Source organism: Tranquillimonas alkanivorans (assembly GCF_900115595.1).
GTDB lineage: Bacteria > Pseudomonadota > Alphaproteobacteria > Rhodobacterales > Rhodobacteraceae > Tranquillimonas > Tranquillimonas alkanivorans.
Genome location: NZ_FOXA01000002.1, coordinates 88,419 through 112,070 on the forward strand (window position 1 = coordinate 88,419; position 23,652 = coordinate 112,070).

Below are 23,652 nucleotides of genomic sequence, written 5' to 3' on the forward strand. Positions count from 1 at the left end.
GGCGCCGCCGCTCAGAACAGGATATTGTCGATATCGTCCTCCGCCGGCTCGGCGGGGGACGTTTCCGTCTCAAACGGGGCGTGTCCGGCCACCCGGTCATGCACCTGCCGCTCGGCCTCCATCGTGTAGAGCCGCCGCAGCTCCGCCATCAGGTCCGGGTGCGCGGCCGGCGCGGCGCCGTCGGCCAGCCGCGCCGCCGCTTCGGCCGCCGCGTCCAGTGCGCCCGTGGCGTCGCGGAACGCCCGCAGCCGCGCCTCGGCCTCGCGAAGGGGGGTTAGAACCTCGTCACGGCACCGCCCGATCAGCGCCTCGGTGGTCGCCCGCCGTTCGCGCAGGTCCGTTACGATGCCGTCCAGCGCGTCGAGCCCCGCATCGGCTTGCGCCTCGCTCCAGATCGCATCGCCGTCGCCGTCTCCGGTGCCCAGCCGGTCCTTCTGCGCCCCGATCCGCCGGATCGCGTCCAGCAGGTCGCGATAGCTTGCGCTGATCTGGCGCGACACGTCACGAAGCTGCTGCGACACCTCGGTCATCGCGCTGCCGTCTTGCCCCAGCCGCGACGACACCAGGATCGCGTTCAGCCCGATCAGCGTCATGCTGCTTTCAAAGTCCGCGATCTGGCGGGACTGGTCCAGGATCTCGTCAAGCGCCCGGTGCAGGGGCCGCGCCGCCGTGCCAATCCGCCGCTCGTGCCCGCGGCAGGCGGCGAAGCTTTCGCGCAGCGTCGCCACTTCCGCTCCCAGCCGCTCCACATCGCCCGCGCCGCCGCCCCGGGCGGGCAGCGCGCCCCCGGCGGCCGAGGCGAGGGTCGTGGCATTCTGGTGCACTTCGTTCAGGCTGCGCCCGGTGCGGTCGAGCGCGCCGCGCACCTCTTCCGCAGCCGCATGAAGCTGGGCGGAGGCAAGCGCCAGGACGGCCCGCGTTACCACCTCGCCGTCTCGGCGGTCCAGCATCGTCTCGACGTGTTCCAGCCTCTGCCGCGTCGCATCCCCGCTTTGAAGCTGGCTGACCACGTCCGACACGCCCCGCCGCACGGCCTGCACGCGATCGGAGATGCCGGCGGCGGTTTTCTGCAACTGCGCACCCTCCGCCTCAAGCTTCAGCAGCAGGCCCGCGAAGTCGCGCAGGCGCGGCAGGATCGTGCCCGAGATCACGGCGTCCATCGCCACCGCATCGCGCGTCAGCCCCTCGATCCCGCGGGCGCCATCCTCCATGCGCGTGACCAAATCCTCCACCGCGTCGCTCGCGTCGCGCGACAGCCGCCGCATGTCCTGCCCGAACCCGTCGAGAGCGGGGTCGCGGGCCGCGAACGACTCGCCCAGGACCCGCGCGTTGAGCGACACCATGGCGGCGGTATGGGTGCGCAGCCGCAGATCGCGCAGCGACAGGCGTGCCGCGTCGACCGCGCGGCCCAGCTCGCCCACCGAGGTGCGGAACGCCGCCACGCCCGCCTCCGCCCCCTCCGCCAGCGTGGTCAGGTCCCGCGCGACCCCGCCGAGCCGCTGAAGGTTTGCCGGCGCAAAGAACTCCGCCACCTCGCCGAAGCTGGAATGCATGCGGTCAAGAAGTTCGGTCGCGGCGAACAGCTCCTGTCCGGAGCGGTCGAAATCCCGCTCCGTGCGCTGGCGCAGTCGCGCGACGTCGCGCAGGACGCCACGTGGCGTCGGCGGAAGGCGTCGGTCGCGGATCATCGGGCCGCGGTGCTCCTCTCGATGTTCCAGGCGGCGATCTCGCGCCACAACCGGTCAAGCGGAAGGGACAGCGTTACGCCGCCGTGGCGCACCGCCTCCCGCGGCATGCCGTAGACCACGCAGCTCTGCTCGTCCTGGGCGATCGTGCGGGCGCCGGCGTCGCGCATCTCGGCCATGCAGCGCGCGCCGTCGTCGCCCATCCCCGTCATGATGATCCCCAGCGCGTCCGGCCCCGCCGCCTGCGCGACCGACCGGAAAAGCACGTCGACCGAGGGGCGGTGGCGCGACACGTAGGGCCCGTCGGCCAGTTCGACCCGGTAGCCGCCGCCCGTCCGCCGCACCAGCATGTGCCTGTCCCCGGGCGCGATCAGGACGCGCCCCTGCTCCAGCGCGTCGCCATCCCGCGCCTCCTGCACCGTCACGGGGCACAGCCCGTCGAGCCGCCGCGCGAAGGCTGCGGTAAACCCCTTGGGCATGTGCTGAACGACGGCGACGGGCGGCGCGTCCCGCGGCAGCGCCCGCAGAACCGACGAAAGCGCTTCGGTCCCGCCGGTCGAGGCGCCGATGGCGACCATGGGGCTCAGCCGCCGCGCCGGCCGGCGTAGCCCCGGGCGCGGCGGCGGCAGGATCTCGTCGGCGCTCAACTTCGGGCCGGGCTGGAACGGCTGCGGGCTCTTCTTGCGCCCCCGCCGTGTCTGGAAAGCCGCGTGGATGGCATCGCAGACCCGCACCTGCGCCTCCTGCCGTTCTGTCGGGCCGGCGACGCTGGGCTTGCCAATCACGTCCGCGGCTCCAAGCTCGAGTGCGCGAAGCGTCACGTCCGAGCCCGCGCCGGTGTGGCTCGAGCAGATCACCACCGGAATCGGGCGCTGCGTCATGATCTTCCGCAGGAACGTCAAGCCGTCCATCTGCGGCAATTCGAGGTCCAGAAGCATGACGTCGGGAAGCGCGTCGCGCATCGAACGCGCGGCCGAGAAAGCGTCGGGCGCGGTCCCTATGACGCGCAGGGACGGGTCGGCGGACACAAGCGATTTCAAGACAGCGCGGGCCGTCGCCGAGTCATCGACGATCAACACGCCGATTGGCGAGTCGTGTGGCGAGGGCGTCATGACACCTCCTTACGGAAAACGGCGGGCGAAAGCTGGCGCAGGGCAGGCGCCCGGACCACGGCAGATTCCGTGTGGCCGACGAACAGGTATCCGCCTGGCCGAAGGTGTCCGCACATCGCTGTCACGATGCGCTCTTGCAGGTCGGGCTCGAAATAGATCAGCACGTTGCGCAGGAAGATGACGTCGAGGTCCTGATCGATCGGATACGGGATCTCGATCAGGTTGAGCGCCGAAAAGCGGGCGCGGCGCCGAAGTTCGGGCACGATGCGGAGCAAGGTGGCGCCGTTCTCGTCCCGTCCCTGCATCGCGTAGCGGCCCCTCAACGCGTGTGGCACCGGGTCGAGTTCGGCGGCAGGGTACACAGCGCGGCGGCACGCCTTGAGCACGCGCGGGAGATATCGGTGCCGAGGATCGCAAAGTCGATCGGTTTCTCCCGTCCTGCCTCGGCCAGCACCATCGCGGCGCTCCACGCTTCCGCGCCCACGGAGGCGGCAGCGCTCCAGAGCTTCAGGCCGCGCCGCCCGCTCAACCGGAACTCCGGAATAACCCGTTCCGCGAGGATCCGGAAATGCTCGGGTTCACGAAAAAAGTCGGTTTTGTTAGTCGTGATCCGCTCGATGATGTGCGGCATCTCGCGGTCGAGGCCGCCGTCGTCGAAGACGAAGCGGAGATAGTCCTCCACGCTGTCCATCCCCAGCGCCGCGCTGCGCCGGCGCAGTCGTGATTCCACCATGCTCCACTTGCTCGGCGGCATCTTTATGCCGGTCGTTTTGTAGACGAGCTCCCGCAGCCGTGTCACGTGCGAAGCCGCTTCGGCCGCGTGTCTCATGTCGCGGCACCCAACGGCTCAATGGCCGCCGCCGCGGCAGGTTGCGCCAGCAATCGCCCTGAATCGAGCACGCTGACGAATGCTCCTTCGCGCCGCCCAATCTCCTCGACGATCCGCGCGCGCCACTGCAGGCGGTCCGAGATCGGCACCTCGCCAGCCGGTGCCTCGTCGAGTTCGGCCACCTCGATGACCCGGTCCGTGCGAAGCGCCGCGACGAAGCCGTCCGGTCCGTCCCCAGCATGGAAGACGATGATCCGGGTGTCCTGCGTGTCCTCCCGCGGCGGCTCTCCCATGAGCCGGCGCAGATCGACGACGGCGACGGAGGCGCCGCGCACGTCGATGAGCCCAAGCAGGTAGTCCGGCGCGTTCGGAAGAGGTGCGATTGTACGCGCGTCCAGAATTTCCTGCACACGCGCTACGGGAAGCGCGAACAGGGCGTCGTTCATCGAAAAGGTCACGACGGTTCCGATCGTCATGCGGACCTCACGCGGCGCTGCGGTCGAACTGGGCGTCAAGGTCATCCTCGCCGCCGCTCATGTCGAAGTCGAAGCCGCCGCCCGCCAGCGAGTGCTCGGAGATTTGGTCCCTCGGGCGCTTTACCGGCTTCCGCTCTGTCCGCGTCGCCGAGGGCGCAGGCGGTGCGCTGAAGTCATTCTCGACGCGGAAGTAGCTGGCAGCACTACGCAGGGATTCCGACTGCGCGGAAAGCTGCTCGGCCGTGGCGGAAAGCTGTTCGGAAGCAGCGGTGTTTTCCTGCGTCACCTTGTCGAGTTCCTGGATCGCCGTGTTCACCTGTGAGGCGCCGGTTGCGAGTTCGCGGCTGGCGGACGAAATGTCGCTGACCAGCGCCGAGGTCCGCTCAATGTCCGGCACGAGTCCCTCGAGCATGCGTCCAGCGTCCTCGGCCGCGCGGACTGTGTTGCCCGACAGGCCCGAGATCTCACCAGCTGCGGTCTGGCTGCGCTCGGCCAGCTTGCGCACTTCGCTTGCGACAACGGCGAAGCCGCGGCCGTGTTCGCCCGCGCGCGCCGCCTCCACGGCCGCGTTGAGGGCGAGCAGGTCGGTCTGGCGCGCGATTTCCTGTACCACCATGATGCGGTCGGCGATCGTTTTCATGGCTTCGACCGCGTCGGCGACAGCGGTGCCGCTTGCGCGGGCGTCGGAGGCGGATTTTTCGGCCATCTTTTCGGTTTGGGCCGCGTTGTCGGCCGTCTGCTTGATGTTGGCGGTCATCTGCTCCATCGAACTCGAGGCTTCCTCGGTCGAGCTCGCCTGTTCGGTCGCGCCCTGGCTCATCTCTTCGGACGTGGAGGCCATCTGGTTCGACCCCGCGGCGACGTTGCGCGCGCCGGCGGAAACTTCGCCCACCACCTCACGCAGCTTCGTCACCATGGCGTTGAGCGTTTTCAGAAGATCGGTGATCTCGTCGTTGCCGCGCAGCTCGGCCCGCTCCGCCAGGTCGCCCGCCGCGACCTTCTTCGCGATCGCTGCGGCCCGTGCCAGGCCTCGAGTGACGCCGAGTACCACCCAGGTGGCGCCAGCGGCGCCGATTGTGGCCGCCACGGCCATCGCGATCAGCAGCGTGGCGCGAGCTTTGCGGTATTCCTCCTCCGATGCCGTGGCAGCCCGCGCCATGTTGTCTTCGTTCGACTGCAGGATCTGGTCGAGGCTGTCCCGCATCTCGAGCCAGTATTGTTGCCCCTCGCGGTTCAGGAGCCGGTTTCCGTCCGCCGCGTTGCCGGCATCGGCGAGTGCTACGGCGCGGTCGGAGACTCCCTGAATCCGCTCCAAAGCCTGCTGGTATTGCGCCAGCTCTTCGCGGCCGGTGTCGGACGCGAGCGGCAGGAGCGTTTCCATGTTCGCCGCCTGACGTGCCGCGTTCTCGGCAATCCGGTCGCGAATCTCCTCGCGGACCTGAGGTGACTCGGCGAGCATGTAGTCGCGGATGTCCCGCTGGGTCCGCAGTTCCTCTTTGACGAGGTTGGAGGACAGCTCCACCCGCTTGGCTTCGACGGTGACGATCCGGTCAAGCCGCGACTGGAGGTCGGCAAGGCTGGTCTGCGCGAAGAACATCGCCGTGCCGAAAATGGCGATCAAGGCGACGAACGTCGCGATGAGCTTTGTCTTGAGGGTCAGTCGCATGATGAATGCTCCAGTTCGGAAGGGGGCGACGTGTCTGCGCCGCCGAGATAGCTGTCGAAGATTGCTTCGAGGTCGGGCAGGATGACGAAGCGCCCGTTCCACCGGCCGATGGCCGTGACGAGGTGCGGCGGCCAGCGGGTGCCGACCGCTGGTACGTCCTCGAGCGACGAAAGATCGAACTGCGTCACCTCGTGCACTGCGTCCGCAATCACGCCGACGACCGACAGCGTGCCGGCGAGCGGCAGTTCCAGAACGAGGATGCGGGTGTCGGCGTCGGCGGGCTTTCGGGGCATGTCGAAAGGCACGCGCAGGTCTGCCAACGGCACCACGGCGCCGCGCACGTTGATCAGGCCGCGAACGAAGTCGTCCGTGCGGGGCACCCTGGTGATCTGCATCGGCTCGAGCACCTCGCGCAGGCTGCGGGCCGGCACGGCGAGCACTTCGTCTCCCAGCCGCAGCGTGACCACGTCGCGGCTGCCTTCGCTTGCGCGGTGCGGGGCGGTCATGCCGCGCTCTCCAGGACTGGAGCGGTCGGTCCGTGCTCGACCAGGTGCGGCACGTCCAAGATCAGCGCCACTGTCCCGTCTCCCAGGATCGTCGCGCCGGAGAAGGTGGTGAGCCGGGCGTGCAGCGGGGAGAGCTGCTTGATGACCGTCTGGTTCGAGCCGATGATCCGGTCGACGACCAGCCCGATCCGCGAACTGCCCGCGCTGACCACGACAACCTTCTGGAACGGGTCTGGTTCGCCCGTGGTCGAGAAGAGGTCGCGCAAGCGCAGGAAGGGCACCAGGCGGTCGCGGATGTCGAGGAATTGCGTGCTGCCGTTGGAGTGTCGTTTGTCCGGCGGAAGCTCGACGATTTCTTCGACGGCGGCGAGCGGCAGCGTGTAGCGTTCGCCCCCGACATCGACCAGCAGGCCGTCGATGATGGCAAGCGTCAGGGGCAGGCGGAGCGTCACGCTCGTGCCGTGGCCGGGTTCGGACGACACGTCGATGCTGCCGCGCAGCGTCTCGATCGTGCGCTTGACCACGTCCATGCCGACGCCGCGGCCGGAGAGTTCCGTCACCGTCGCCGCGGTCGAGAAGCCGGGTTCCAGGATTAGAGACAGGACCTGCGGCCTTTGCAGGTCGGCGTCGGGCGCGATCAGGCCGCGATCGATGGCGCGGGCGCGGATGCGATCCTCGTCCAGACCGCGCCCGTCGTCGCTGAGGCTGATCAGCACCTCGGCGCCCGAATAGCGCGCCGAGAGATCGATGCGCCCGGCCGGCGGTTTGCCGAACTCGGCCCGCGCCTCGGGCGTTCCTTCCAGACCGTGATCCGCGGCGTTGCGGATCAGGTGCATAAGCGGGTCGGTGAGTTGCTCGATCACCGTCTTGTCAAGTTCCGTCTCCTCGCCCGTGACCGAGAAATTGATGGGCTTACCCAGCGTCTCGGACAGGTCATGGACGAGCCGGCGGAAGCGGCCGGTGATCGACCCGATGGGCGTCATGCGGATCGACATGGTCGTGTCGCGCATGCCCATGGCGAGGCGCTGGATGTCTTCGGCCACGCTGATGAGGGCCGGGTCGCTGCTGGCGGCGGCGAGCTCGGCCAGGCGCGCCTCGGCGATGACCAGTTCGCCGACGCGGTCCATCATTTCGTCCAGCCGCTCGGCGGAGACGCGCATCGCGGGAGCGGCGCCGGTCTTGGGCGGTGCGGCCGCCGCCGGCGCCTTGGCGTCGGGCGGGGCCGGGGCATCCCGCTCGGCGGGCGCGGCGTCGGGGTGGAGTGGTGCGATCTCGAGCTCCATGTCGTCCTCGTGGAAGAGGAAGACGTCGCGCACCGCCTGTTCGTCCGGCGCGCCCTCGATCTCGATCTGCCAGCCGAGGTGCAGCCGGTCGGCTTCGAGCGTGCCGAGGTCGGGCAGGCGGTCGGCCAGGACCTGCACCCGCGCCTGCCCAAGCGCCGAGAGTTCCTCGAGCAAAAGTTCCGGCTTGCCGCCGAGCGCCAGCGTGTCGGGCGGCAGGCGGAAGGTTACCCTCCAGCCTTCGGCGGGGGGCTCCGCCCCCTCCATATGGCGGGCGAGGTCGGCGAGGACGCTACGCTCTTCCGCCTCGTCGCGGCCTTCCCCGGCCAGGAGCCGCACGATGCAATCGTACGCGCGCAGCGACAGGTTGACGAGGTCGGGCGTGACGGCGGTCTCGCCCGAGCGGATCTTTTCGAACGCGGTCTCGAAGTCGTGGACGAAGGCGGCGAGTGCGGTGTGCCCGAACATCGCGCCGGTGCCCTTGATCGTGTGGAGGTCGCGGAAGACGCGGTCGATCAAGGCGGTGTCGCCGGGCGCGTCGTGCAGCGCGAGCAGCCCGTCCTGCAGGCTTTCCACCAGCGCGTCGGCTTCTTCGCGGAAGACGGCGAGGGTTTCAGCGTCCATCAGGCCCCCACCACCTTGCGGACGACGGCCAGGAGTTGCGCCTGCTCGAACGGCTTGCGCATCCAGCCGACGGCCCCGGCGGCGCGGGCCTGCGCCTTCAACCCCTCTTCGCTTTCGGTGGACAGCACCACCACGGGCACGCCGCGGCTGGCGGGCATGGCGCGGAACGCCTTGATGAAGCCCAGCCCGTCGAGGCGCGGCATGTTCTGGTCGGTGATCACGCCGGCGAGCGGCGACGCCGCGGCCTTTTCCAGCGCGTCCTGGCCATCCTGCGCCTCGACCACGCCGTAGCCGGCGTCGCGCAGGGTCATCGAGACCATGCGCCGGACGGAGGGGGAATCGTCAACCACGAGGATCGTCTTGCTCATGGAGTCTCCTTGCCGTTCGGGTGCGGCGGCCGCGCCCGCATGTCCTGGGTCACGGGAGGCAGGCTTACGGGCATAGGCTTAAAAAAGGGTGGAAGCGGCCGCGGGGTTGTCGCGGGCCTATCGCGCTCCACAACTTCGGGTGCAGACGAAGGAGGTTCGATGACCGACGCAGGACGCGCCACGGACGAATTCATGGACGCGCTGAAAGCGCGGGACCCGCACGAAAAGGAGTTTCACCAGGCGGTCGAAGACGTCGTCTCGGCTGTCATGCCATGGTACCTCGAGCAGGACGATCTGCGCCGGGCCGGCGTGCTCGAGCGGCTGGCCGAGCCTGACCGGACCATCAGCTTCCGCGTGGCGTGGGAGGACGACGCGGGCGCGGTGCAGATGAACCGGGGCTGGCGGGTGCAGTTTTCGCACGTGCTGGGGCCCTACAAGGGCGGGCTGCGCTTCGCCGCGTCCGTGGATCAGAGCGTGCTGAAGTTCCTGGGCTTCGAGCAGATCCTGAAAAACAGCCTGACCGGCCTGCCGATGGGCGGTGCCAAGGGTGGCGCCGACTTCGACCCGAAGGGCCGCAGCGACCGAGAGATCGCGCGTTTCTGCCAGTCATTCATGGCTGAGCTTCACCGCCATATCGGCCCGGACATCGACGTGCCTGCCGGCGACATGGGCGTGGGGGCAGAGGAGATCAGCGTGCTGTTCGGCGCGTACCTGCGGCTGACGAACACCTGGCACGGCGCGCTGACGGGCAAGGGGTGCACCTTCGGTGGCAGCCCCGTGCGGCTGGAGGCGACGGGGTATGGCTGCGTCTATTTCTGCGAGTTGATGCTGGGCGCGCGGGACGACACGCTCGAAGGCAAGCGCGTCGCCATCAGCGGCAGCGGCAACGTCGCGTTGCATGCCGCCGAGAAGGCGGTCGAGCGAGGGGCGAAGGTCGTCACGCTCAGCGACAGCGGCGGCGTCGTGGTGCGCGAGGACGGATTGCGGCAAGACGACTTCGCCGATATCCGGCGCATCAAGGCGGGGCGCGGGCGGTTGTCCGAACTCGACGGCGCGGGGCTCGACTATCGCGACGGCGCGAAGCCGTGGGGCGTGGAGTGCGACGTGGCGATGCCGTGCGCCACGCAGAACGAGGTCGAGGAGGAGGACGCCGCAACGCTGCTGGATGGCGGGGTGAAGGCGATCTGCGAGGGTGCGAACATGCCGCTGACGGCGGAGGCGGCGGGGCGCCTGCGCGAGGCGGGCGTGCTGCACGGGCCGGGCAAGGCCAGCAATGCCGGCGGCGTCGCCGTCAGCGGGTTCGAGCAGAGCCAGAACGCCCAACGCCAGAGCTGGAGCCGCGACGAGGTCGACCGCCGGCTCAAGGAGATCATGAAGGGCATCCACGGACGCTGCCTCGACATGCACGACGGCGACGGTGCGGGCGAGGTGGATTACGTCCGCTGCGCCAACCTTGCCGGGTTCCGGCGCGTGGCGCAGGCGATGCGGTCCTTCGGGGTGTTCTGAGCGGCCGGAACAAGTTGCAGATGCAACTGTTGCGGGTGAGGCTGATCCGCACGGCGCGGAAGAGGAGACGGCGATGGAGGGTCTGAGCCTCGACATGTCCGGGACCGAGGGCGTGCTGCATACCGAGCTCGAGGGCGTGGTCATGGCGCTTGAATGGGTGGCGGCGGGGATCGATCTGCTGTCGATCCTGATCATGCTGATGGGGGCTGCGCGCTTCGTCTGGGGCGTCGCGCGGTCCGAGGCGAGCCGCGTGCCCGAACGGCGGGTGCAGGGCCTGAACGCCGAGCGCATGGCGCTGGGCCGCTACATCCTTGCCGGGCTGGAACTGCTGATCGTGTCCGACATCATCCACACGGCCCTCAGCCTCGCGCTGGGCGACCTGGTGTTCCTGGGCCTGCTGGTGCTCATTCGGGCGACGGTCAGCTATTTCCTGGACCGCGAAATCCGGGACATCCGTGAAGAGATGTCGCGCTGACGTCGCACGCCCGCCCGGACAGCTTCAGGAACCGGCCTTCGGCATCGCACATTGATTGGGCGAATGCGGAGGTCACCGGGGATGTGGAACAACATCGTCAACGAGATGTCGAGCCCGACGATCCTGTCGTGGGAGGTGCTGGGCATCCGCCTGCTGGGCGCAGTCGTCCTGTGCGGCGCCATCGGGTTCGAGAGGGAACGGCGCGACCGCCCCGCCGGCCTGCGCACGCACATGCTGGTGGGGTTGGCCTCGTGCGTCTACTCGATCGTCATGCTCGAGCTTCTGGCGCGCTCGACCCAGTATCCCGACCACGTGCGCGCTGATCCGATCCGCATCATCGAGGGCATCACCAGCGGCGTGGCCTTCCTGGCCGCCGGGATGATCGTCTTCACCGGCGAGAAGGTGAAGGGGCTGACCACGGGGGCCAGCATGTGGCTGGCCGCGGCGGTCGGATTGTGCATCGGCCTGGGCATGTGGCCGATGGCGGTGGCGACGGCGGTGCTGTGCCTGGTGATCATGCGCGGCCTCAAGGCGATAGAGCGCCGGGCCTTCCACAAGGACCTCGACGACTGAGCGGTCCGGGACTGCGCCGAGGCGCGTCGCGGCATGCACAGGAGGTGCGCAGGCGCCCTCACCCGAGCATTCGCTGGCCGCCCCGCTGTTGCCGCTGGAAGCCGCCCATCACCATCACGCCCGGCTTTTCGGCCGATGGGGACGGCGCTTCCGTGGCTGCTCATCATGCGCGTGCCAATCCAGTCGGGCGATGCGCCTCGCAAGGGCCCGTCGACCGGGCGTCACATGAACACGCCCTGCACCAGGATCGCCACGGCGTAGACCCCGAGGATACCGGCGCTTTCCAGGCCGATATTCGCCGGCCCCTCCTTCTGGCGATAAAGCTGCCCGAGCACGAGGATCGCGGTCATGATCATGCCCGTCGTCAGCCAGAAATAGTCGGCCTTCTGCAGCGCGTGATAGATAGAGCCATCGCGGTAGCCCGCGTCCGAAATCGTCAGAAACAGGGTGTCGAAGGTGTTGCCGCCGATGATGCCGCCCACGGCGAGTTGCAGCGCCCCGCGCCGCACGGCGGCCAGCGTGGTGACCAGCTCGGGCAGGGAGGTCACCACCGCCGTCATCAGCGCGCCCACGAGCGAGGCCGACAAGCCGTAGCGGTCGGTCAGGACGCTCGCCACCTTGGCGATCGCCCAGCCCGCCACGCCCATCAGGAGCATCAGGCCCGCGAAAGTGGCCAGCAGGATCACGGTGTTGCGGCGGCTCTCTTCCTCCTCGTCGGGTTCGTCGGGCGAGGTCTCGCCGGTGTTCACGGGTTTCCACATCGGCTCTTGCCGCACGCGGTTCGAGGCCACGACCCCGCCGGCATAGATCGCGAGCAGGAGGATTGAGACGGGATGGATGCCGGCGATCGCCACCTCGGGCGCGGTGAAGGCCGCCACGGGCAGGGCCAGCAGAAGCATCAGGAGTGCACCCTGAAAAACGTTGGCAAGCTCGGCCGCCGCGTGTTCAAGGTTCGCGCGGCGATAGACGGTATCGGCCACGGCCAGGAACGCGGTTTGCGCCGCGATGCCCCCGATCCCGTTCGAAAACGCGAGCGAGGCGCGCCCGTCGAGCGCCGCGGTCAGCGAAACGATGGTACCCGACAGCGACGTCGCCGCGCCCAGCAGCACGCCGCCGACCAAGGCCTCGCCGAAGCCCGTGCGGTCGGCCAGCCGGTCGGCGAGGTTGGTCAGCCGCGTGCCGCACAACAGGATGACGAGAGCGGCGGCCGCGAAGATGCCCATCAGCGCGGCGAGCGGGAGCGAAGAGAACATGCCTGCAATTTCCTTTCGCGCTTCAACGCCTTGCGCGCCGGCTTCGTTGCATAGGAACATGCTGCTGTTGCCGGTGTCGTCGATGAATCCAGCGGTTGCCACTGACGATCGTCCGCCAGCGCACGTCCTGATCGCGGCGGGCATGACGCTGCCGCGTCCCGGCGCGCGGCGGTTGCGGGCACCCAGAGCACGCCAGTCCGGCAGAGGGAAACCGCCCGCGCGTCGTCGTCGCGCCTTGGCCGGCTCACCCGGTCCCGGGCGAGGAATCGCCGGGATGCACCGCTGGCGGAAACCCGCTCAATATGACATCCTCGGGCTTATCCGCGTGCATGATCATCCAATCCAGGCGCAATTTTCCTTAACGCGGCCGTCGGGATGATCTAGCCTATCGTATAGCGATGGCTCTGCCGCGTGGGGGAATGGAGGGATAGATGGCTGCCGAAGACGCAAGCGTCCTCATTGTCGAGGACGAGGCCGTGATTGCGCTCGATCTCCAGGCGGAGCTCGAGGATGCGGGATGGACCGTGATGGGCCCGGCCGCGTCCGTCAGCCAGGCCCTGAGCAGCATCAGGGATCGCCGCCCGACCATCGCCCTGCTCGACATCGAGCTTCGGGGCGAGACGACCTTCGCGCTGGCCGAATGCCTGCGCAAGAAGGGGCTTCCGGTGGTGTTCCTGACGGGACGCGAGGGGCGCGAGCGCCCGGCGTCGCTGCGTGACTGCCACCTGATCCAGAAACCGGCGGATCTCAGCCGCATCGGAGCCCTGTTGCGCAACCTCACCGCGAAGGATGTCGCCGCGCCGCACTGAGCCGCCCGCGCGGGTCAGCCCAGCAGCAGTCCCAGCAGGAAGACGGCGACCAGCCCGCCGCCATAGATTGCCTTGCGCACCACTCCGGCGTCGACGATCAGCCCGCTGTCGCGTGCGCCGTCGCCGAAGCGCCCGCGTGCGTTCGGGGGCAGGCTGACCGGCGTCATCAGGTTGTCGGGGCGGCCACCCGGCTCGGGCTCGCCCGACTTCTGCATGCCCGGCCCCTCGCGCGCCATCTTCCAGTCCAGCCAGCCGGGCAGGGTGGCCTGCCCGAACAGCATCTTCAGCGTCGACACCCCGATCAGCAGCTCGCGGGCATCGGTGCGGATCGCCTTCATCACCGCCTCGGCGACGACCTCGGGCTGATAGATCGGCGGCGCGGGCTGCGGCTTCTGGCTCATCTTGTTGCGCGCCCAGTCGAACTGCGGCGTGTTCACCGCCGGAAGCTGGACGAGCGACAACGCGATGGGCCTCCCGGCGCGCAGCACCTCGGAGCGCACGGCGCCGGTGAAGCCGTTGATGGCGTGCTTGGCGGCGCAATAGGCGGACTGGATGGGGATCGGGCGATAGGCGAGGCCCGAGCCGATATTGACGATGTTGCCCCGCTTCATGTGCCGCAGCGCCTCGCGCGTCCCGTTGACCTGGCCCAGGAAAGTGACGTCGATCACGCGCTCGAACTCCTCGGGCGTCATCTGGTCGAAGGGGGCATAGACGGTGACCATCGCCACGTTCACCCAGACCTCGGGCGGGCCCAGGCGGGCCACCAGCGTTTCGACCGCCGCGGCGAGCGCCGCCGCATCGGCCACGTCCGCGGGCGTGGCGGAGACTTGGCCGGCCTCGTATTCGTGCTCGATCAGGCGCAGGCGATCCGGGTCGCGGGCCACGACGCCGACGGCGTAGCCCTCGGTGACCAGCCGGTCGACGACGGCCCGCCCAACGCCCGCGCTGCCGCCCAGAACGATGGCCGTGCGCGCCGCCTGCGTCATGGTCCGCCTCCTGTTCCTGCTGCCAGGGGCCCAACCGGAGCGGCGCGGGCCCGGTTCCGCCGGCTATGGCATGCGCTGGCCGCAGCCGCTAGACCCGGCCCGACAACACCAAAGCGGAGCCCCAGCATGCGCCCCCTCGCCGCCGCCCTTCTCGCCGCCGTCGCCACCCTGTCCGGCGGCGCATTATCCGCGCAGGACGCGCCGACAGTGTATTTCTCGGCGATCCCCGACGACGACGAGACGCGGCTGACCGAGCGGTTCGGCAAGGTGGCGGACTACCTGTCGGACGAGCTGGGCGTGCCGGTGGAATACATCCCCGTCAAAAGCTACGCCGCCGCCGTCACCGCCTTCCGCAACGACCAGATTCAGCTGGCCTGGTTCGGCGGACTGTCCGGGGTGCAGGCGCGGCAGGCGGTGCCCGGGTCGCGCGCCATCGCGCAGGGGGCCGAGGACGAGGCCTTCGTCACCTATTTCATCGCGCACGAAGCTACCGGGCTGGAAGAGAGCGAGACGTTTCCGCAGGAGGTCGCTGGGCTGCGATTCACCTTCGGCGCGCAAACCTCGACCTCGGGCCGGCTGATGCCCGAGTACCACATTCACCAGCAGACGGAGCAGGCGCCGAATGAGCTGTTCCCGGACGTTGGCTTTTCGGGCGATCACGGGCAGACGCTGCGGCTGGTCGCCTCGGGCGCCTATGAGCTGGGCGCGCTGAACTACACCGTCTATGAACAGGCGGTCGAGGAGGGCGCGCCCGAGGTCCAGACGGCGAAGGTCGTTTGGAAGACGCCGCCGTACCCCGACTACAATTGGACCATCCGCGGCGACGTGGATGCGCGCTGGGGCGAGGGATTCGCCGACCGGGTACAGTCGGCGCTGGTCGACATGGACGACCCGGACCTTCTGGCCTCGTTCCCGCGCTCGGCCTTCATTCCGGCGGACAACGCGCTTTACGTGCCGATCGAGGACACCGCGCGCGAGCTCGACCTGATCGACTGATGGATGGCGCGGCGCCGATGGCGCGGATCGACGGCGAGACGCTGGCCTGGCAGGGCAAGCCCGTGCTGCGCGACGTGCGGCTCGAGTTGCGGGCGGGCGAGCGGCTGGTGCTGCTGGGACGCAGCGGCGCGGGCAAGTCGACTCTGATCGGCGCGCTGCGCGAGCGGCTCGAGACCGGGCGCGGCGGCCCGCGCGTGGCGCTGGTGCCGCAGGATCACGGGCTGGTGCCGCAGCTTTCGGTACACCTGAACGCCTGGATGGGCCGGCTCGACGACCACGGCACTGCCTACAACCTTGCCAACCTCGTCCGCCCCTTCGCGCGCGAAAGGCGGGCCGTGGCGCCGTGGCTCGACCGGGTGGGGCTGGCCGGGCTCGACCGGCGCGCGGTCGAGACGCTGTCGGGGGGACAGCGGCAGCGCACCGCGCTGGCCCGCGCGCTGTTCAGGGGCGGCGACGTGGCGCTTGCGGACGAGCCGGTAAGCGCGGTGGACCCGGCGCACGGGGCGGCGCTGCTCGACGCGCTGGGCGAGCGGTTTCCGACGGTGGTGCTGGCGCTTCACGACACGGCGGCCGCGCTGCGGTTGGCAAGCCGCGTGGTGGGTCTGCGCGGCGGTGGCGTCGCCTTCGACAAGTCGGTGGCGGAGATCTCGGACGACGAGATCGCCGCGCTCTATCGCCGGTGAAGGCGCGGGCCGACCGCCGCCGGCTCGGCCGCCGGAGCATGCTGCTGGGCTTCGCGTTGGCGACGCTCGCGGCGCTCTGGCTTGCCGATCTGCGGCTGCTCGCGCCCGACCCGTGGCAGACGCTGGGGCGGATCGGGACGGGCCTGCTTTCGCCCTCATTCGCTGACCTTCCGGCGCTGGCCGAGGCGGCGGCGCTCACGCTGGCCTTCGCCTTCTGCGGCGTGTTCGGGGGCGCGGCGGCGGGGCTGGTGCTGGCCCCATTCTACCACCTGCGGCCCTTGCGCCACCTGTGCATCGCCGTTCGTGCCATACACGAGCTGTTCTGGGCGCTGCTGCTGATGCAGGTGACGGGCCTGTCGCCGCTGACCGGGGTGCTTGCCATCGGGCTGCCCTATGCCGGCATCTTCGCCAAGGTCTTTGCCGAGTACCTGGAAGAGGCCGACCCCGCCGCCGCCCGTGCGCTGCCCCGCGGCAGCCCGCGGCTGTCGGCGCTGGTCTTCGCGCGCCTGCCGCTCGCGCTGCGCGAGATGCGGTCCTATGTCCTTTACCGGCTGGAGTGCGGGCTGCGGTCGTCGGCCGTGCTGGGCTTCATCGGGCTGCCGACTCTGGGCTTCCTGCTGGAGAGCTATTTCCGGCAGGCTCATTACGGCGAGGCGGCGGCGGTGTTGGCGGTGTTCCTGGCGCTCATCCTGCCGCTGCGGCTGTGGATGCGCTGGCCGCTGGTCCCGGTTTACGTCGCCGTCTCGGCCTGGCTGCTTTCGCGGGTCGAGACGCCGCCGACCGGGGCGGGCGTCCTGTGGCGCTTCGTGACCCACGACATCGTGCCTGCGCCGCTGCGCAGCGGCGGCTGGGCAACCCTGACCGGATGGCTCGACTTCGCCGGCTGGCTGTGGCGGCTGGGCGTCGAGCAGATCGCGCCCGGCGTCTGGACCACGATGATCCTGTCGCAGGTGGCGCTGGCGCTGGCCGCGCTCATCGCCGTCGTGGGCTTTCCGCTGATCGTGCCGCGCGTGACGGGCCGGGCGGGTGCGCTGGCGGGCCACGCGCTGCTGGTGCTGGGCCGCTCGATCCCGGAATACATGCTGGCCTTTATCCTGCTTCAGCTCTTCGGCCCCTCGATGCTGCCGGCGATCCTGGCGCTCGCCGTGCATAACGGGGCAATCATGGCGCACCTGATGGGGCGGCAGGCCGAGGGACTGTGCGCCGACCTCAGGCCCGACGCGCCGCGCGGATCGGTGCTGTGGGGCTACGAGCTTCTGCCGCGGCAGTTCGCGAGCTTCCTGGCGCTGTGCCTCTACCGGTGGGAGATCATCGTGCGCGACAGCGCCATCTTCGGGCTGATCGGCGTGGCCACGCTGGGCTTTCACGTCGATGCCGCGATCCAGACCCTGCGTATCGACCGGGCGGTGGCCCTGCTTCTGGCGATGGGCGGGCTGACGCTGGCCATCGACACCCTGTCCACGCACCTGCGGCGCCGCATGCGGTTGGCGCATGCGCCCGGTGCAAAACAGGTGTTGCACGAAGAGTGACACCTGCGGTGAAAGGCTTCCGTTACGGCGGCTCGGCCCTCTGCCTTTCCTTACCCGACCTGCGGTGCTACGCAACTGTCGGTGAGATAAGGGGTGCCCCATGACGAGAACCAGCCTCGAAACGGTCCTGGCGATACTTCGCGAGGAGTTCGACGAGCTTCTGAGCGCCTGGCTCGAGACGCAGAAGGCCGAGGGCGTGCGCCGTCCCGACCTGTTTTCCGATCGCGAAAGCCGCCGCCAGCTGGGCGAGCTCCTGCGGGGCCTGGGCGACGGCATCGACGCGGCCGACGACCAGCGGACGCTGAACCTCGAGGCCGAACCCTGGGCCGGCCTGCGCGCCGCGCTCGAGGAGGTGACCCACGAACGGGTCGAGCGTGGGGTGTCGCCGTCGGAAATGGCGACTTTCGTTCTGGCGTTGAAGCAGCCTGTCTTCGCGCGCCTGCGCCAGAAGCTCGAGGCCGCGCCGGACAAGCTGATCGAGGAGATCACCGAGTTCAGCCGCCTGCTCGACGCCGTGGCGATGCACACGAACGAGCACTTCATCGCCGAGCGCGACCAGATCATCGAGCGGCAGCGCACCGAGATGATGGAGCTGTCGACGCCGGTCGTGCAGCTTTGGGACCGGGTACTGACCATCCCGCTGATCGGCACGCTGGACTCGGTCCGTGCGCAGGAGGTGATGGAGAACCTGCTGAACTCGATCGTCGAGGAAAGCGCCGAGGTGGTCATCGTCGACATCACCGGCGTGCGCGTCGTCGACACGCAGGTCGCCCAGCACCTGCTGCGCACCGCGGCGGCGGTGCGGCTGATGGGGGCCGAGGCGATCATCAGCGGCATCAGTCCCAAGATCGCGCAGACCATGGTCGAACTCGGCGTCGACGTGGGCGAGGTGACGACGCGCCCGACGATCCGCGCGGCGCTGTCCGACGCCTTCCGCAAGGTCGGCTTTTCGATCGAACGGCGAGGGGACGCCGACCGTGGCTGAGGCGGCGTCGGTCTATCTGGTCGAGAGGGTGCTGTTGGTCGCGATCCGCGACAACATAACGGACACCGAGATCATGAACCTGCAGGAAGAGCTGTCGGACCGCATCGTGGCCGAGGGCGCGCGCGGGGTGGTCATCGACATCGCCGCGCTCGAGATCGTGGACACCTTCGTGGGCCGCGTCTTGGCGCAGCTGTCGTCGATGGCGCGCCTGCTGGCAGCCGAGACCTACGTCGTCGGCATGCGCCCGGCGGTGGCAATGACGCTGGTCGAGCTGGGGATGGACCTGTCGGGCAGCAAGACGGCCCTCAGCCTGTCGCACGCGCTGCGGCGGTTGCGGAGGGACGGGCTGGCGTGAACGCCCTCCGATCCGGAGTCGTCAAGACGGTATCGCTGGACCGCGAGCGGGACATCGCGTCGGCCCGCTACGCCGTGTCGAAGGTCTGCGACGAGCTGGGCGCGCGGGCCCTGCGCAAAGTGCGCTTCGTCACGGCGGTCAGCGAGGTCGCGCGCAACTGCGTCGACCATGGCGGCGGCGGCTGGCTGGACATCGAGATTCTGCGCAAACCGACGCGCATCGGGGTGCGTTGCATTGACGAGGGGGCCGGTATCCCGAACATAGAAGAAGCGATGAGGGACGGGTTCACGACGGCGGGAAGCATGGGCAAGGGGCTTGGCGGTGCGCGGCGCCTGGTCGATATCTTCGAAATCAGCAACCGCCCCTCGGGGGGGCTTGAAGTGAGGCTGGTGTCGGCACTTTGAAACACGTCATCGAGATATCGGAGCCCAGCGGCGTCGCGGAATGCCGCAGGCAGGCGCGTGCGCTCGCCGAGCGGCTGGAACTCGACGAAACGCGTGTCGAGAAGGCGGCGATCGTCGCGTCCGAGGCGGCGACGAACCTTCTCAAGCATGCCGGCGGGGGTCGAGTGCTGTTGCAGGGCGTGCCCGCCGATGCCGGGTGGTGGCTGTCGCTGGCCGTGGTCGACACCGGCAGCGGGATCCCCGACACCGAGGATGCGCTGCGTGACGGCGTCTCGACGGCCGGTTCCGCGGGGACGGGGCTGGGTGCGATGCAGCGCCTCGCCGACCGGTTCGCGATCCACTCGATCCCGGGGCAGGGCACCGTCATCGTCTGCGAATTCGGCACCGGCGCGCGGCAGCTTGCCGGCGTCGAGCTGGGCGCTTTCCTGTCGAACCACCCGGGCGAATTCGCCTGCGGCGACGCCTGGACCGCGCGCAACCGCGACGGCGCGCTCGAACTGCTGGTGATCGACGGGCTGGGCCACGGGCGGCGCGCCGAAGCCGCCGCGCGCGAGGCGCTGGAGGCGTTCGAGGATATCTCGACCCCCGAGCCGGGCGACGCGCTGGCGCGTATCTCGTCGCGGCTGGCGGGCACCCGCGGCTCGGTCGCCGGCCTGGCGCGGGTCGAGGCGGCGGACGGGCGACTGACTTATGCCGGGATCGGCAATATCTCGGCCCTGGTGGCGGGGCAGAACGGCCAGATCACCCGGCTCATCAGCCGCGAGGGCCGCGTCGGCGGGCAAAGCCGCAGGGCCAACGACGAGAACCGCGCGCTCGTCCCCGGTGATCTTCTGATACTGCACTCCGACGGCATCTCGACCGTGCGCGAAGACGGGCCGATGCGGTCCCTGATGCGCCAGAGCCCGGCCGTGGTGGCCGCGACGCTGATGCGCGATCTCAACCGCGGACGCGACGATGCCTGCGTTGCGGTGGCGCAGGTGACAGGGGCGGCGCGTCCATGAGAATCGTCACGCTGAAGGTCGAGAACGACCGCGACATCGTCCGTCTGCGCACCGTGGGCGAAGCGGTCGTCGCGGGCGCCGGCTTCTCGGGCTTCGCGGCCACACGCATCGTCACCGCCCTGCTCGAGCTGGGTCGCAACATGATCGACCATGCCTCGGGCGGACGGGTGAGCCTGTTCCTGTCGAAGCATGGCGGCGGACTGGACCTGGTGATCGAGGCGGTGGACCAGGGCCCCGGCATCCGTGACCCGCAGCGCTATCTGGAGGGCGAGCCGCCCACCAGCGGTCAGGGCCTGGGCCTGGGGCTGCGCGGCGTCTACCGGATGGCGGGACGCTTCGACGTCCAGACCGGACACGAGGGCACGCGCGTCACCGCCGCCTTCCGCACGTCTTTACCCGAACGGCAGCAGGCGCAGTTCGTGCGCGAGATCACCGAGGCGGTCGCGCGGCTGGATCGCGACAACCCGGCCGAGCTTCTGGCCCGGCAGAACCGTGAGTTGCTGGACGCCCTGCAACAGCGCGACATGCTGATGGCCGAGGTGCACCACCGCACCAAGAACAACCTCAGCCTCGTCATGGGGCTGATGCGGCTCAGCCGAAACGCCTCGGCCTCGGACGAGACGAAGGCGGTGCTGCGCGATCTCGAGGGCCGCGTGGGCGCCATCGCCAAGGTGCACGACCAGCTTCAGACCACGGCCGCGGCGAACACGGTCGAGCTGCTGTCTCTGCTGCGCGAGGTGGCCATGCAGACCCGCAGCGCCTTCGCCACGGCGGATCTGAGCGTCGAGATCTCGGTCGAGGGCGACCCGGTGCGCATGGGCAGCAGCCCGGCGGTGGACCTGGCCCTGGTGACGGGCGAGCTGATCACCAATGCCTGCAAGCACGCCTTCATCGGTCGTTGCAAGGGGCGGATCACCATCGCCTGCCGGCGCGAGAACGGCGACCTGATCCTCGATGTGTGGGACGACGGCATCGGCCTGCCCGCCGATGCCGAACGCCCCGAGCGGTCCAGTTCGCTGGGTTGGCAGATGGTGCGCTCGATGGTGCAGAAGCACGGCGGCACGCTGACGACCGAAAGCGCCGGCGGCCTGCATGTCGTGATGCGGTTCAACACGGAACTCATGGCGCTGGAATAGGCCAGCCTGCGAGGGGCCATCCCCCGAAAGCGCGGTCCGGCGGCGGGTGCCTTGCCCGCCGCCGATCGCTTCAGTCGGCGCCCTTGACCTCGAGCCGGGCGTCGGGGTCGGGGTGGAACACGCGCTGCACCAGCCAGCCCGCCGCCGCCAGACCGATGCCGATCAAGTCGGTGGTCCAGCCGCCCTCGATCATGAAGAGCGCCGCCGCGATCAGGCCGACCCGCACGAACCAGGCGGCGCGACCGCCCAGGAACCAGCCTTGCACGCCCGCCGACAGGAGGAATACGCCCACGGTCGCCGTGACGGCCGCGCGCAGCACCTCGAACCACGTGCCCTCCATCAGGATCGCCGAGTTGTAGAAGAACATGAACGGGACGATGAAGGCCGCGATGCCGATCTTGAACGACGCGACCGACGTCTCCATCGGGTTCGCGCCCGAAATTCCGGCCGCGGCGTAGGAGGCCAGCGCCACGGGCGGCGTGATGGCCGAAAGGACGGCAAAGTAGAAGACGAAGAAGTGCGCCGTCAGCGTCGGGATGCCAAGCTCCACCAGGCCCGGAGCGACGACCGAGGCCGCCACGGCATAGGCCGCCGTGGTGGGCATGCCCATTCCCAGCAGGATCGCGATGCACATGGCGAAGAACAGCGCCAGAAGCTGGCTGACGCCCGCAAGCCCCAGCAGCAGGTTCGAGAACCGCGCGCCAACCCCGGTCAGCGAGATCACGCCTACGATGATGCCCGCGCAGGCGCAGACCGCGATGATCTGGATCGACATGATGCCGGCCAGTTCGAACGCCTTGACGATCGACGGCAGCCCCATCCGGTACGGCGTCAGCCAGCTGACCACCGCCGCCGAGATGGTGGCGAGTGTGCCGGCCCGGATCACCGAGTAGCCCATGAACAGCGCGGCGATCAGGATGATGATGGGCAGGAACAGGAAGGCCCGCTTGGCCATCGTCTTGACGCGCGGCAGCTCGTCGTCGCGCATCCCGCGCATGCCCAGCTTCGCCGCCTCGAAGTCGACCATGAAATAGACCGACACGAAGTAAAGCACCGCCGGGATGATCGCCGCGATGGCGATGTCGGTGTAGGGGATGCCCGTGATCTCGGCCATGATGAACGCGCCGGCACCCATGATCGGCGGCATGATCTGTCCGCCGGTCGAGGCCGCGGCCTCGACCGCGCCCGAGGTCTGCTTCTTGTAGCCGACCTTCTTCATCAGGGGGATGGTGAGCGACCCGGTCGCCACCACGTTGCCCGCCGACGTGCCGTTGATCATCCCCATCAGTCCGGAGGCGAAGATCGCCACCTTGGCCGGCCCGCCGCGGGCGCGCCCGGCGGCGGCGAAGGCGAAGTTGACGAAGTAGTCGCCGACTTTCGACGCCTGCAGGAAGGCGGCGAAGATGATGAACAGGATGATGTAGGTCGAGCTGACCGCCGTCGTGGGCCCAAGGATGCCTGCGTCGGTGTAAACCTGGCTGAAGAACCGCGCCCAGCCGATCTCGGGCGAGTTCAGGAAACCGGGCAGGTAGTGCCCGAGGAAGACGTAGGCCAGGAACACCGTCGCGATGATGACGAGCGCAAGGCCCGCGACCCGCCGCGTCAGCTCCATGATCAAGAGCGTGCCCGCCAGCGCGGCGAGCGAGATGCCGATGGGCGCGAAGGGCGTGCCCGTCGAGTTGCGCATCAGCGTGCCGTAGATGGTGATCAGGTAAGCCGCGACGGCGAAGCCGCAGACGCCCAGCAGAAGGTCGGTGGGCGCCACCGCGTCGCGCCGGCGGCGGTGGAACCACGACAGGACGATCCCGCCCGCCGTGGCCACCATCAGCGGCACGCCGAAATACCAGATTTCCCAGAACTGGATGGTCGCGTCGATGCCGTTCCAGGTCAGCCCTCCCGCGATCTGGAAGGCGAACCAGATGGCGGCCCCCAGCGAGAACAGGGCCGGAAGCATCAGCGCCACGGCAAGCCAGTTCAGCACCGGCCTCTCGCGCACCTCGCGCTCGTCGTCGAAGGCGGTCGAGGCGAAGAGGATGAAGCCCAGAAACAGCGCGCCGGCCACGTGGACGATGCGGAAGTTCCATGTCTCCATCGGGAAGGTCGGCAGGAACGGGATCTCGATCCCCGTCCAGTCCGAAATCGAAACGCCGTTCAGCGCCGCCATGTGGAACGCGGCATAGATGGTGGCGAGCGCGCTGACGGCATAGAAGCGCCAGCCCTGGTATAGCCTCCGATTGGTCTCGATCGCCTCGTCGTCGACGCCGTCGGCGATGGCGAGATCCATGGGATCGGGTTCGCGGGCGGTCATGGTCGGTCCCCTGTCGCTCGTTTTGTTCACATTATGAGCGCGGCGCGCATCGCGCCAGTTAAAGAACGGGCCGCGTCCCGGATGGAACGCGACCCGCTGCCACGGCT

General features: G+C 69.2%; 22 protein-coding genes and 1 pseudogene. 12 read left to right on the forward strand and 11 right to left on the reverse strand.

Annotated elements, in window-relative coordinates:
* Window positions 1-11: 11 nt before the first annotated feature.
* The 8 genes and pseudogenes from BM162_RS03940 to BM162_RS03975 all read right to left on the reverse strand — a co-directional run bounded on the left by BM162_RS03940 (window position 12) and on the right by BM162_RS03975 (window position 8,546).
* Window positions 12-1,688, reverse strand: a complete 1,677-nt coding sequence (locus BM162_RS03940) for a hypothetical protein (protein WP_093418060.1) — start codon at window positions 1,686-1,688, stop codon at window positions 12-14.
* Window positions 1,685-2,797 carry a protein-glutamate methylesterase/protein-glutamine glutaminase gene (locus BM162_RS03945; RefSeq protein ID WP_093418062.1) on the reverse strand — a complete coding sequence of 371 codons (1,113 nt, stop codon included), beginning with the start codon at window positions 2,795-2,797 and terminating at the stop codon, window positions 1,685-1,687. Before BM162_RS03945 ends, BM162_RS03940 begins: the two co-directional genes overlap by 4 nt.
* Window positions 2,794-3,626: pseudogene (locus tag BM162_RS23550) on the reverse strand (CheR family methyltransferase). Before BM162_RS23550 ends, BM162_RS03945 begins: the two are co-directional and overlap by 4 nt.
* On the reverse strand, window positions 3,623-4,102 hold the full coding sequence (locus BM162_RS03955) for a chemotaxis protein CheW (protein ID WP_093418652.1): 480 nt from the start codon (window positions 4,100-4,102) through the stop codon (window positions 3,623-3,625). The pseudogene BM162_RS23550 and the gene BM162_RS03955 overlap by 4 nt, the downstream one beginning before the upstream one ends.
* A gap of 7 nt (window positions 4,103-4,109) precedes the next feature.
* Window positions 4,110-5,768 (reverse strand): methyl-accepting chemotaxis protein, encoded by a 1,659-nt coding sequence (locus BM162_RS03960; RefSeq protein WP_093418065.1) that lies wholly within the window; start codon window positions 5,766-5,768, stop codon window positions 4,110-4,112.
* On the reverse strand, window positions 5,759-6,274 hold the full coding sequence (locus BM162_RS03965; RefSeq protein WP_093418067.1) for a chemotaxis protein CheW: 516 nt from the start codon (window positions 6,272-6,274) through the stop codon (window positions 5,759-5,761). Before BM162_RS03965 ends, BM162_RS03960 begins: the two co-directional genes overlap by 10 nt.
* Entirely contained in the window at window positions 6,271-8,178 is a 1,908-nt protein-coding gene (locus tag BM162_RS03970) for a chemotaxis protein CheA (RefSeq protein ID WP_177215051.1), read from the reverse strand. Before BM162_RS03970 ends, BM162_RS03965 begins: the two co-directional genes overlap by 4 nt.
* Window positions 8,178-8,546 carry a response regulator gene (locus BM162_RS03975; protein ID WP_093418073.1) on the reverse strand — a complete coding sequence of 123 codons (369 nt, stop codon included), beginning with the start codon at window positions 8,544-8,546 and terminating at the stop codon, window positions 8,178-8,180. The genes BM162_RS03970 and BM162_RS03975 overlap by 1 nt, the downstream gene beginning before the upstream one ends.
* 159 nt (window positions 8,547-8,705) lie before the next feature.
* Here BM162_RS03975 and gdhA point away from each other — a divergent pair, with 159 nt between their 5' ends.
* The 3 genes from gdhA (at window position 8,706) to BM162_RS03990 (ending at window position 11,100) form a co-directional block, all read left to right on the forward strand.
* Window positions 8,706-10,052 (forward strand): NADP-specific glutamate dehydrogenase, encoded by a 1,347-nt coding sequence (gene gdhA / locus BM162_RS03980; RefSeq protein ID WP_093418075.1) that lies wholly within the window; start codon window positions 8,706-8,708, stop codon window positions 10,050-10,052.
* 73 nt (window positions 10,053-10,125) lie between these two features.
* The gene (locus BM162_RS03985; protein ID WP_093418078.1) at window positions 10,126-10,527 is read left to right on the forward strand and encodes a DUF1622 domain-containing protein; all 402 of its coding nucleotides are present in this window, start codon (window positions 10,126-10,128) and stop codon (window positions 10,525-10,527) included.
* An 81-nt stretch (window positions 10,528-10,608) separates the two neighbouring features.
* A complete protein-coding gene (locus BM162_RS03990; protein ID WP_093418080.1) occupies window positions 10,609-11,100 on the forward strand; it encodes an MgtC/SapB family protein in 492 nt (163 codons plus the stop codon).
* A gap of 221 nt (window positions 11,101-11,321) precedes the next feature.
* On the opposite strand, the gene BM162_RS03995 is transcribed toward BM162_RS03990, so the two are convergent.
* The gene (locus tag BM162_RS03995) at window positions 11,322-12,353 is read right to left on the reverse strand and encodes a sodium:calcium antiporter (RefSeq protein WP_093418655.1); all 1,032 of its coding nucleotides are present in this window, start codon (window positions 12,351-12,353) and stop codon (window positions 11,322-11,324) included.
* A gap of 431 nt (window positions 12,354-12,784) precedes the next feature.
* Here BM162_RS03995 and BM162_RS04000 point away from each other — a divergent pair, with 431 nt between their 5' ends.
* The gene (locus tag BM162_RS04000; protein WP_093418083.1) at window positions 12,785-13,162 is read left to right on the forward strand and encodes a response regulator; all 378 of its coding nucleotides are present in this window, start codon (window positions 12,785-12,787) and stop codon (window positions 13,160-13,162) included.
* Between the two features lie 14 nt (window positions 13,163-13,176).
* Here BM162_RS04000 and BM162_RS04005 read toward each other — a convergent pair whose 3' ends face one another.
* A complete protein-coding gene (locus BM162_RS04005) occupies window positions 13,177-14,148 on the reverse strand; it encodes an SDR family oxidoreductase (RefSeq protein ID WP_093418085.1) in 972 nt (323 codons plus the stop codon).
* Between the two features lie 126 nt (window positions 14,149-14,274).
* On the opposite strand from BM162_RS04005, the gene BM162_RS04010 reads away from it, so the two are divergent.
* From BM162_RS04010 to BM162_RS04045, 8 genes are all read left to right on the forward strand, one after another.
* Window positions 14,275-15,144: a putative selenate ABC transporter substrate-binding protein gene (locus BM162_RS04010; protein WP_093418088.1), complete on the forward strand. Its 870-nt coding sequence runs from the start codon at window positions 14,275-14,277 to the stop codon at window positions 15,142-15,144.
* Between the two features lie 17 nt (window positions 15,145-15,161).
* A complete protein-coding gene (locus BM162_RS04015) occupies window positions 15,162-15,827 on the forward strand; it encodes an ATP-binding cassette domain-containing protein (RefSeq protein WP_093418658.1) in 666 nt (221 codons plus the stop codon).
* Window positions 15,828-15,865: 38 nt separating this feature from the next.
* Window positions 15,866-17,356, forward strand: a complete 1,491-nt coding sequence (locus BM162_RS04020; protein ID WP_093418660.1) for a PhnE/PtxC family ABC transporter permease — start codon at window positions 15,866-15,868, stop codon at window positions 17,354-17,356.
* 100 nt (window positions 17,357-17,456) lie between these two features.
* Window positions 17,457-18,341 carry an STAS domain-containing protein gene (locus BM162_RS04025; RefSeq protein ID WP_093418090.1) on the forward strand — a complete coding sequence of 295 codons (885 nt, stop codon included), beginning with the start codon at window positions 17,457-17,459 and terminating at the stop codon, window positions 18,339-18,341.
* Window positions 18,334-18,696, forward strand: coding sequence for an STAS domain-containing protein (locus tag BM162_RS04030; protein WP_093418093.1), 363 nt, complete (start codon window positions 18,334-18,336; stop codon window positions 18,694-18,696). The genes BM162_RS04025 and BM162_RS04030 overlap by 8 nt, the downstream gene beginning before the upstream one ends.
* The gene (locus BM162_RS04035; RefSeq protein WP_093418095.1) at window positions 18,693-19,100 is read left to right on the forward strand and encodes an ATP-binding protein; all 408 of its coding nucleotides are present in this window, start codon (window positions 18,693-18,695) and stop codon (window positions 19,098-19,100) included. The genes BM162_RS04030 and BM162_RS04035 overlap by 4 nt, the downstream gene beginning before the upstream one ends.
* Complete coding sequence (locus tag BM162_RS04040; protein WP_093418098.1) at window positions 19,097-20,101, forward strand: ATP-binding SpoIIE family protein phosphatase; 1,005 nt, start codon at window positions 19,097-19,099, stop codon at window positions 20,099-20,101. Before BM162_RS04035 ends, BM162_RS04040 begins: the two co-directional genes overlap by 4 nt.
* Window positions 20,098-21,237, forward strand: a complete 1,140-nt coding sequence (locus BM162_RS04045; RefSeq protein WP_093418100.1) for a sensor histidine kinase — start codon at window positions 20,098-20,100, stop codon at window positions 21,235-21,237. The genes BM162_RS04040 and BM162_RS04045 overlap by 4 nt, the downstream gene beginning before the upstream one ends.
* Before the next feature lie 70 nt (window positions 21,238-21,307).
* Here the strand turns inward: BM162_RS04045 and BM162_RS04050 are convergent, their stop codons facing one another.
* Window positions 21,308-23,545, reverse strand: coding sequence for a TRAP transporter permease (locus BM162_RS04050; RefSeq protein WP_093418103.1), 2,238 nt, complete (start codon window positions 23,543-23,545; stop codon window positions 21,308-21,310).
* Window positions 23,546-23,652: the final 107 nt, after the last annotated feature.

Coding starts and splice junctions, on each gene's coding strand:
- BM162_RS03940 (WP_093418060.1), bottom strand. CDS start 1,688: ATGATCCGCGACCGACGCCTTCCGCCGACGCCACGTGGCGTCCTGCGC.
- BM162_RS03945 (WP_093418062.1), bottom strand. CDS start 2,797: ATGACGCCCTCGCCACACGACTCGCCAATCGGCGTGTTGATCGTCGAT.
- BM162_RS03955 (WP_093418652.1), bottom strand. CDS start 4,102: ATGACGATCGGAACCGTCGTGACCTTTTCGATGAACGACGCCCTGTTC.
- BM162_RS03960 (WP_093418065.1), bottom strand. CDS start 5,768: ATGCGACTGACCCTCAAGACAAAGCTCATCGCGACGTTCGTCGCCTTG.
- BM162_RS03965 (WP_093418067.1), bottom strand. CDS start 6,274: ATGACCGCCCCGCACCGCGCAAGCGAAGGCAGCCGCGACGTGGTCACG.
- BM162_RS03970 (WP_177215051.1), bottom strand. CDS start 8,178: ATGGACGCTGAAACCCTCGCCGTCTTCCGCGAAGAAGCCGACGCGCTG.
- BM162_RS03975 (WP_093418073.1), bottom strand. CDS start 8,546: ATGAGCAAGACGATCCTCGTGGTTGACGATTCCCCCTCCGTCCGGCGC.
- gdhA (WP_093418075.1), top strand. CDS start 8,706: ATGACCGACGCAGGACGCGCCACGGACGAATTCATGGACGCGCTGAAA.
- BM162_RS03985 (WP_093418078.1), top strand. CDS start 10,126: ATGGAGGGTCTGAGCCTCGACATGTCCGGGACCGAGGGCGTGCTGCAT.
- BM162_RS03990 (WP_093418080.1), top strand. CDS start 10,609: ATGTGGAACAACATCGTCAACGAGATGTCGAGCCCGACGATCCTGTCG.
- BM162_RS03995 (WP_093418655.1), bottom strand. CDS start 12,353: ATGTTCTCTTCGCTCCCGCTCGCCGCGCTGATGGGCATCTTCGCGGCC.
- BM162_RS04000 (WP_093418083.1), top strand. CDS start 12,785: ATGGCTGCCGAAGACGCAAGCGTCCTCATTGTCGAGGACGAGGCCGTG.
- BM162_RS04005 (WP_093418085.1), bottom strand. CDS start 14,148: ATGACGCAGGCGGCGCGCACGGCCATCGTTCTGGGCGGCAGCGCGGGC.
- BM162_RS04010 (WP_093418088.1), top strand. CDS start 14,275: ATGCGCCCCCTCGCCGCCGCCCTTCTCGCCGCCGTCGCCACCCTGTCC.
- BM162_RS04015 (WP_093418658.1), top strand. CDS start 15,162: ATGGCGCGGATCGACGGCGAGACGCTGGCCTGGCAGGGCAAGCCCGTG.
- BM162_RS04020 (WP_093418660.1), top strand. CDS start 15,866: ATGCTGCTGGGCTTCGCGTTGGCGACGCTCGCGGCGCTCTGGCTTGCC.
- BM162_RS04025 (WP_093418090.1), top strand. CDS start 17,457: ATGACGAGAACCAGCCTCGAAACGGTCCTGGCGATACTTCGCGAGGAG.
- BM162_RS04045 (WP_093418100.1), top strand. CDS start 20,098: ATGAGAATCGTCACGCTGAAGGTCGAGAACGACCGCGACATCGTCCGT.
- BM162_RS04050 (WP_093418103.1), bottom strand. CDS start 23,545: ATGACCGCCCGCGAACCCGATCCCATGGATCTCGCCATCGCCGACGGC.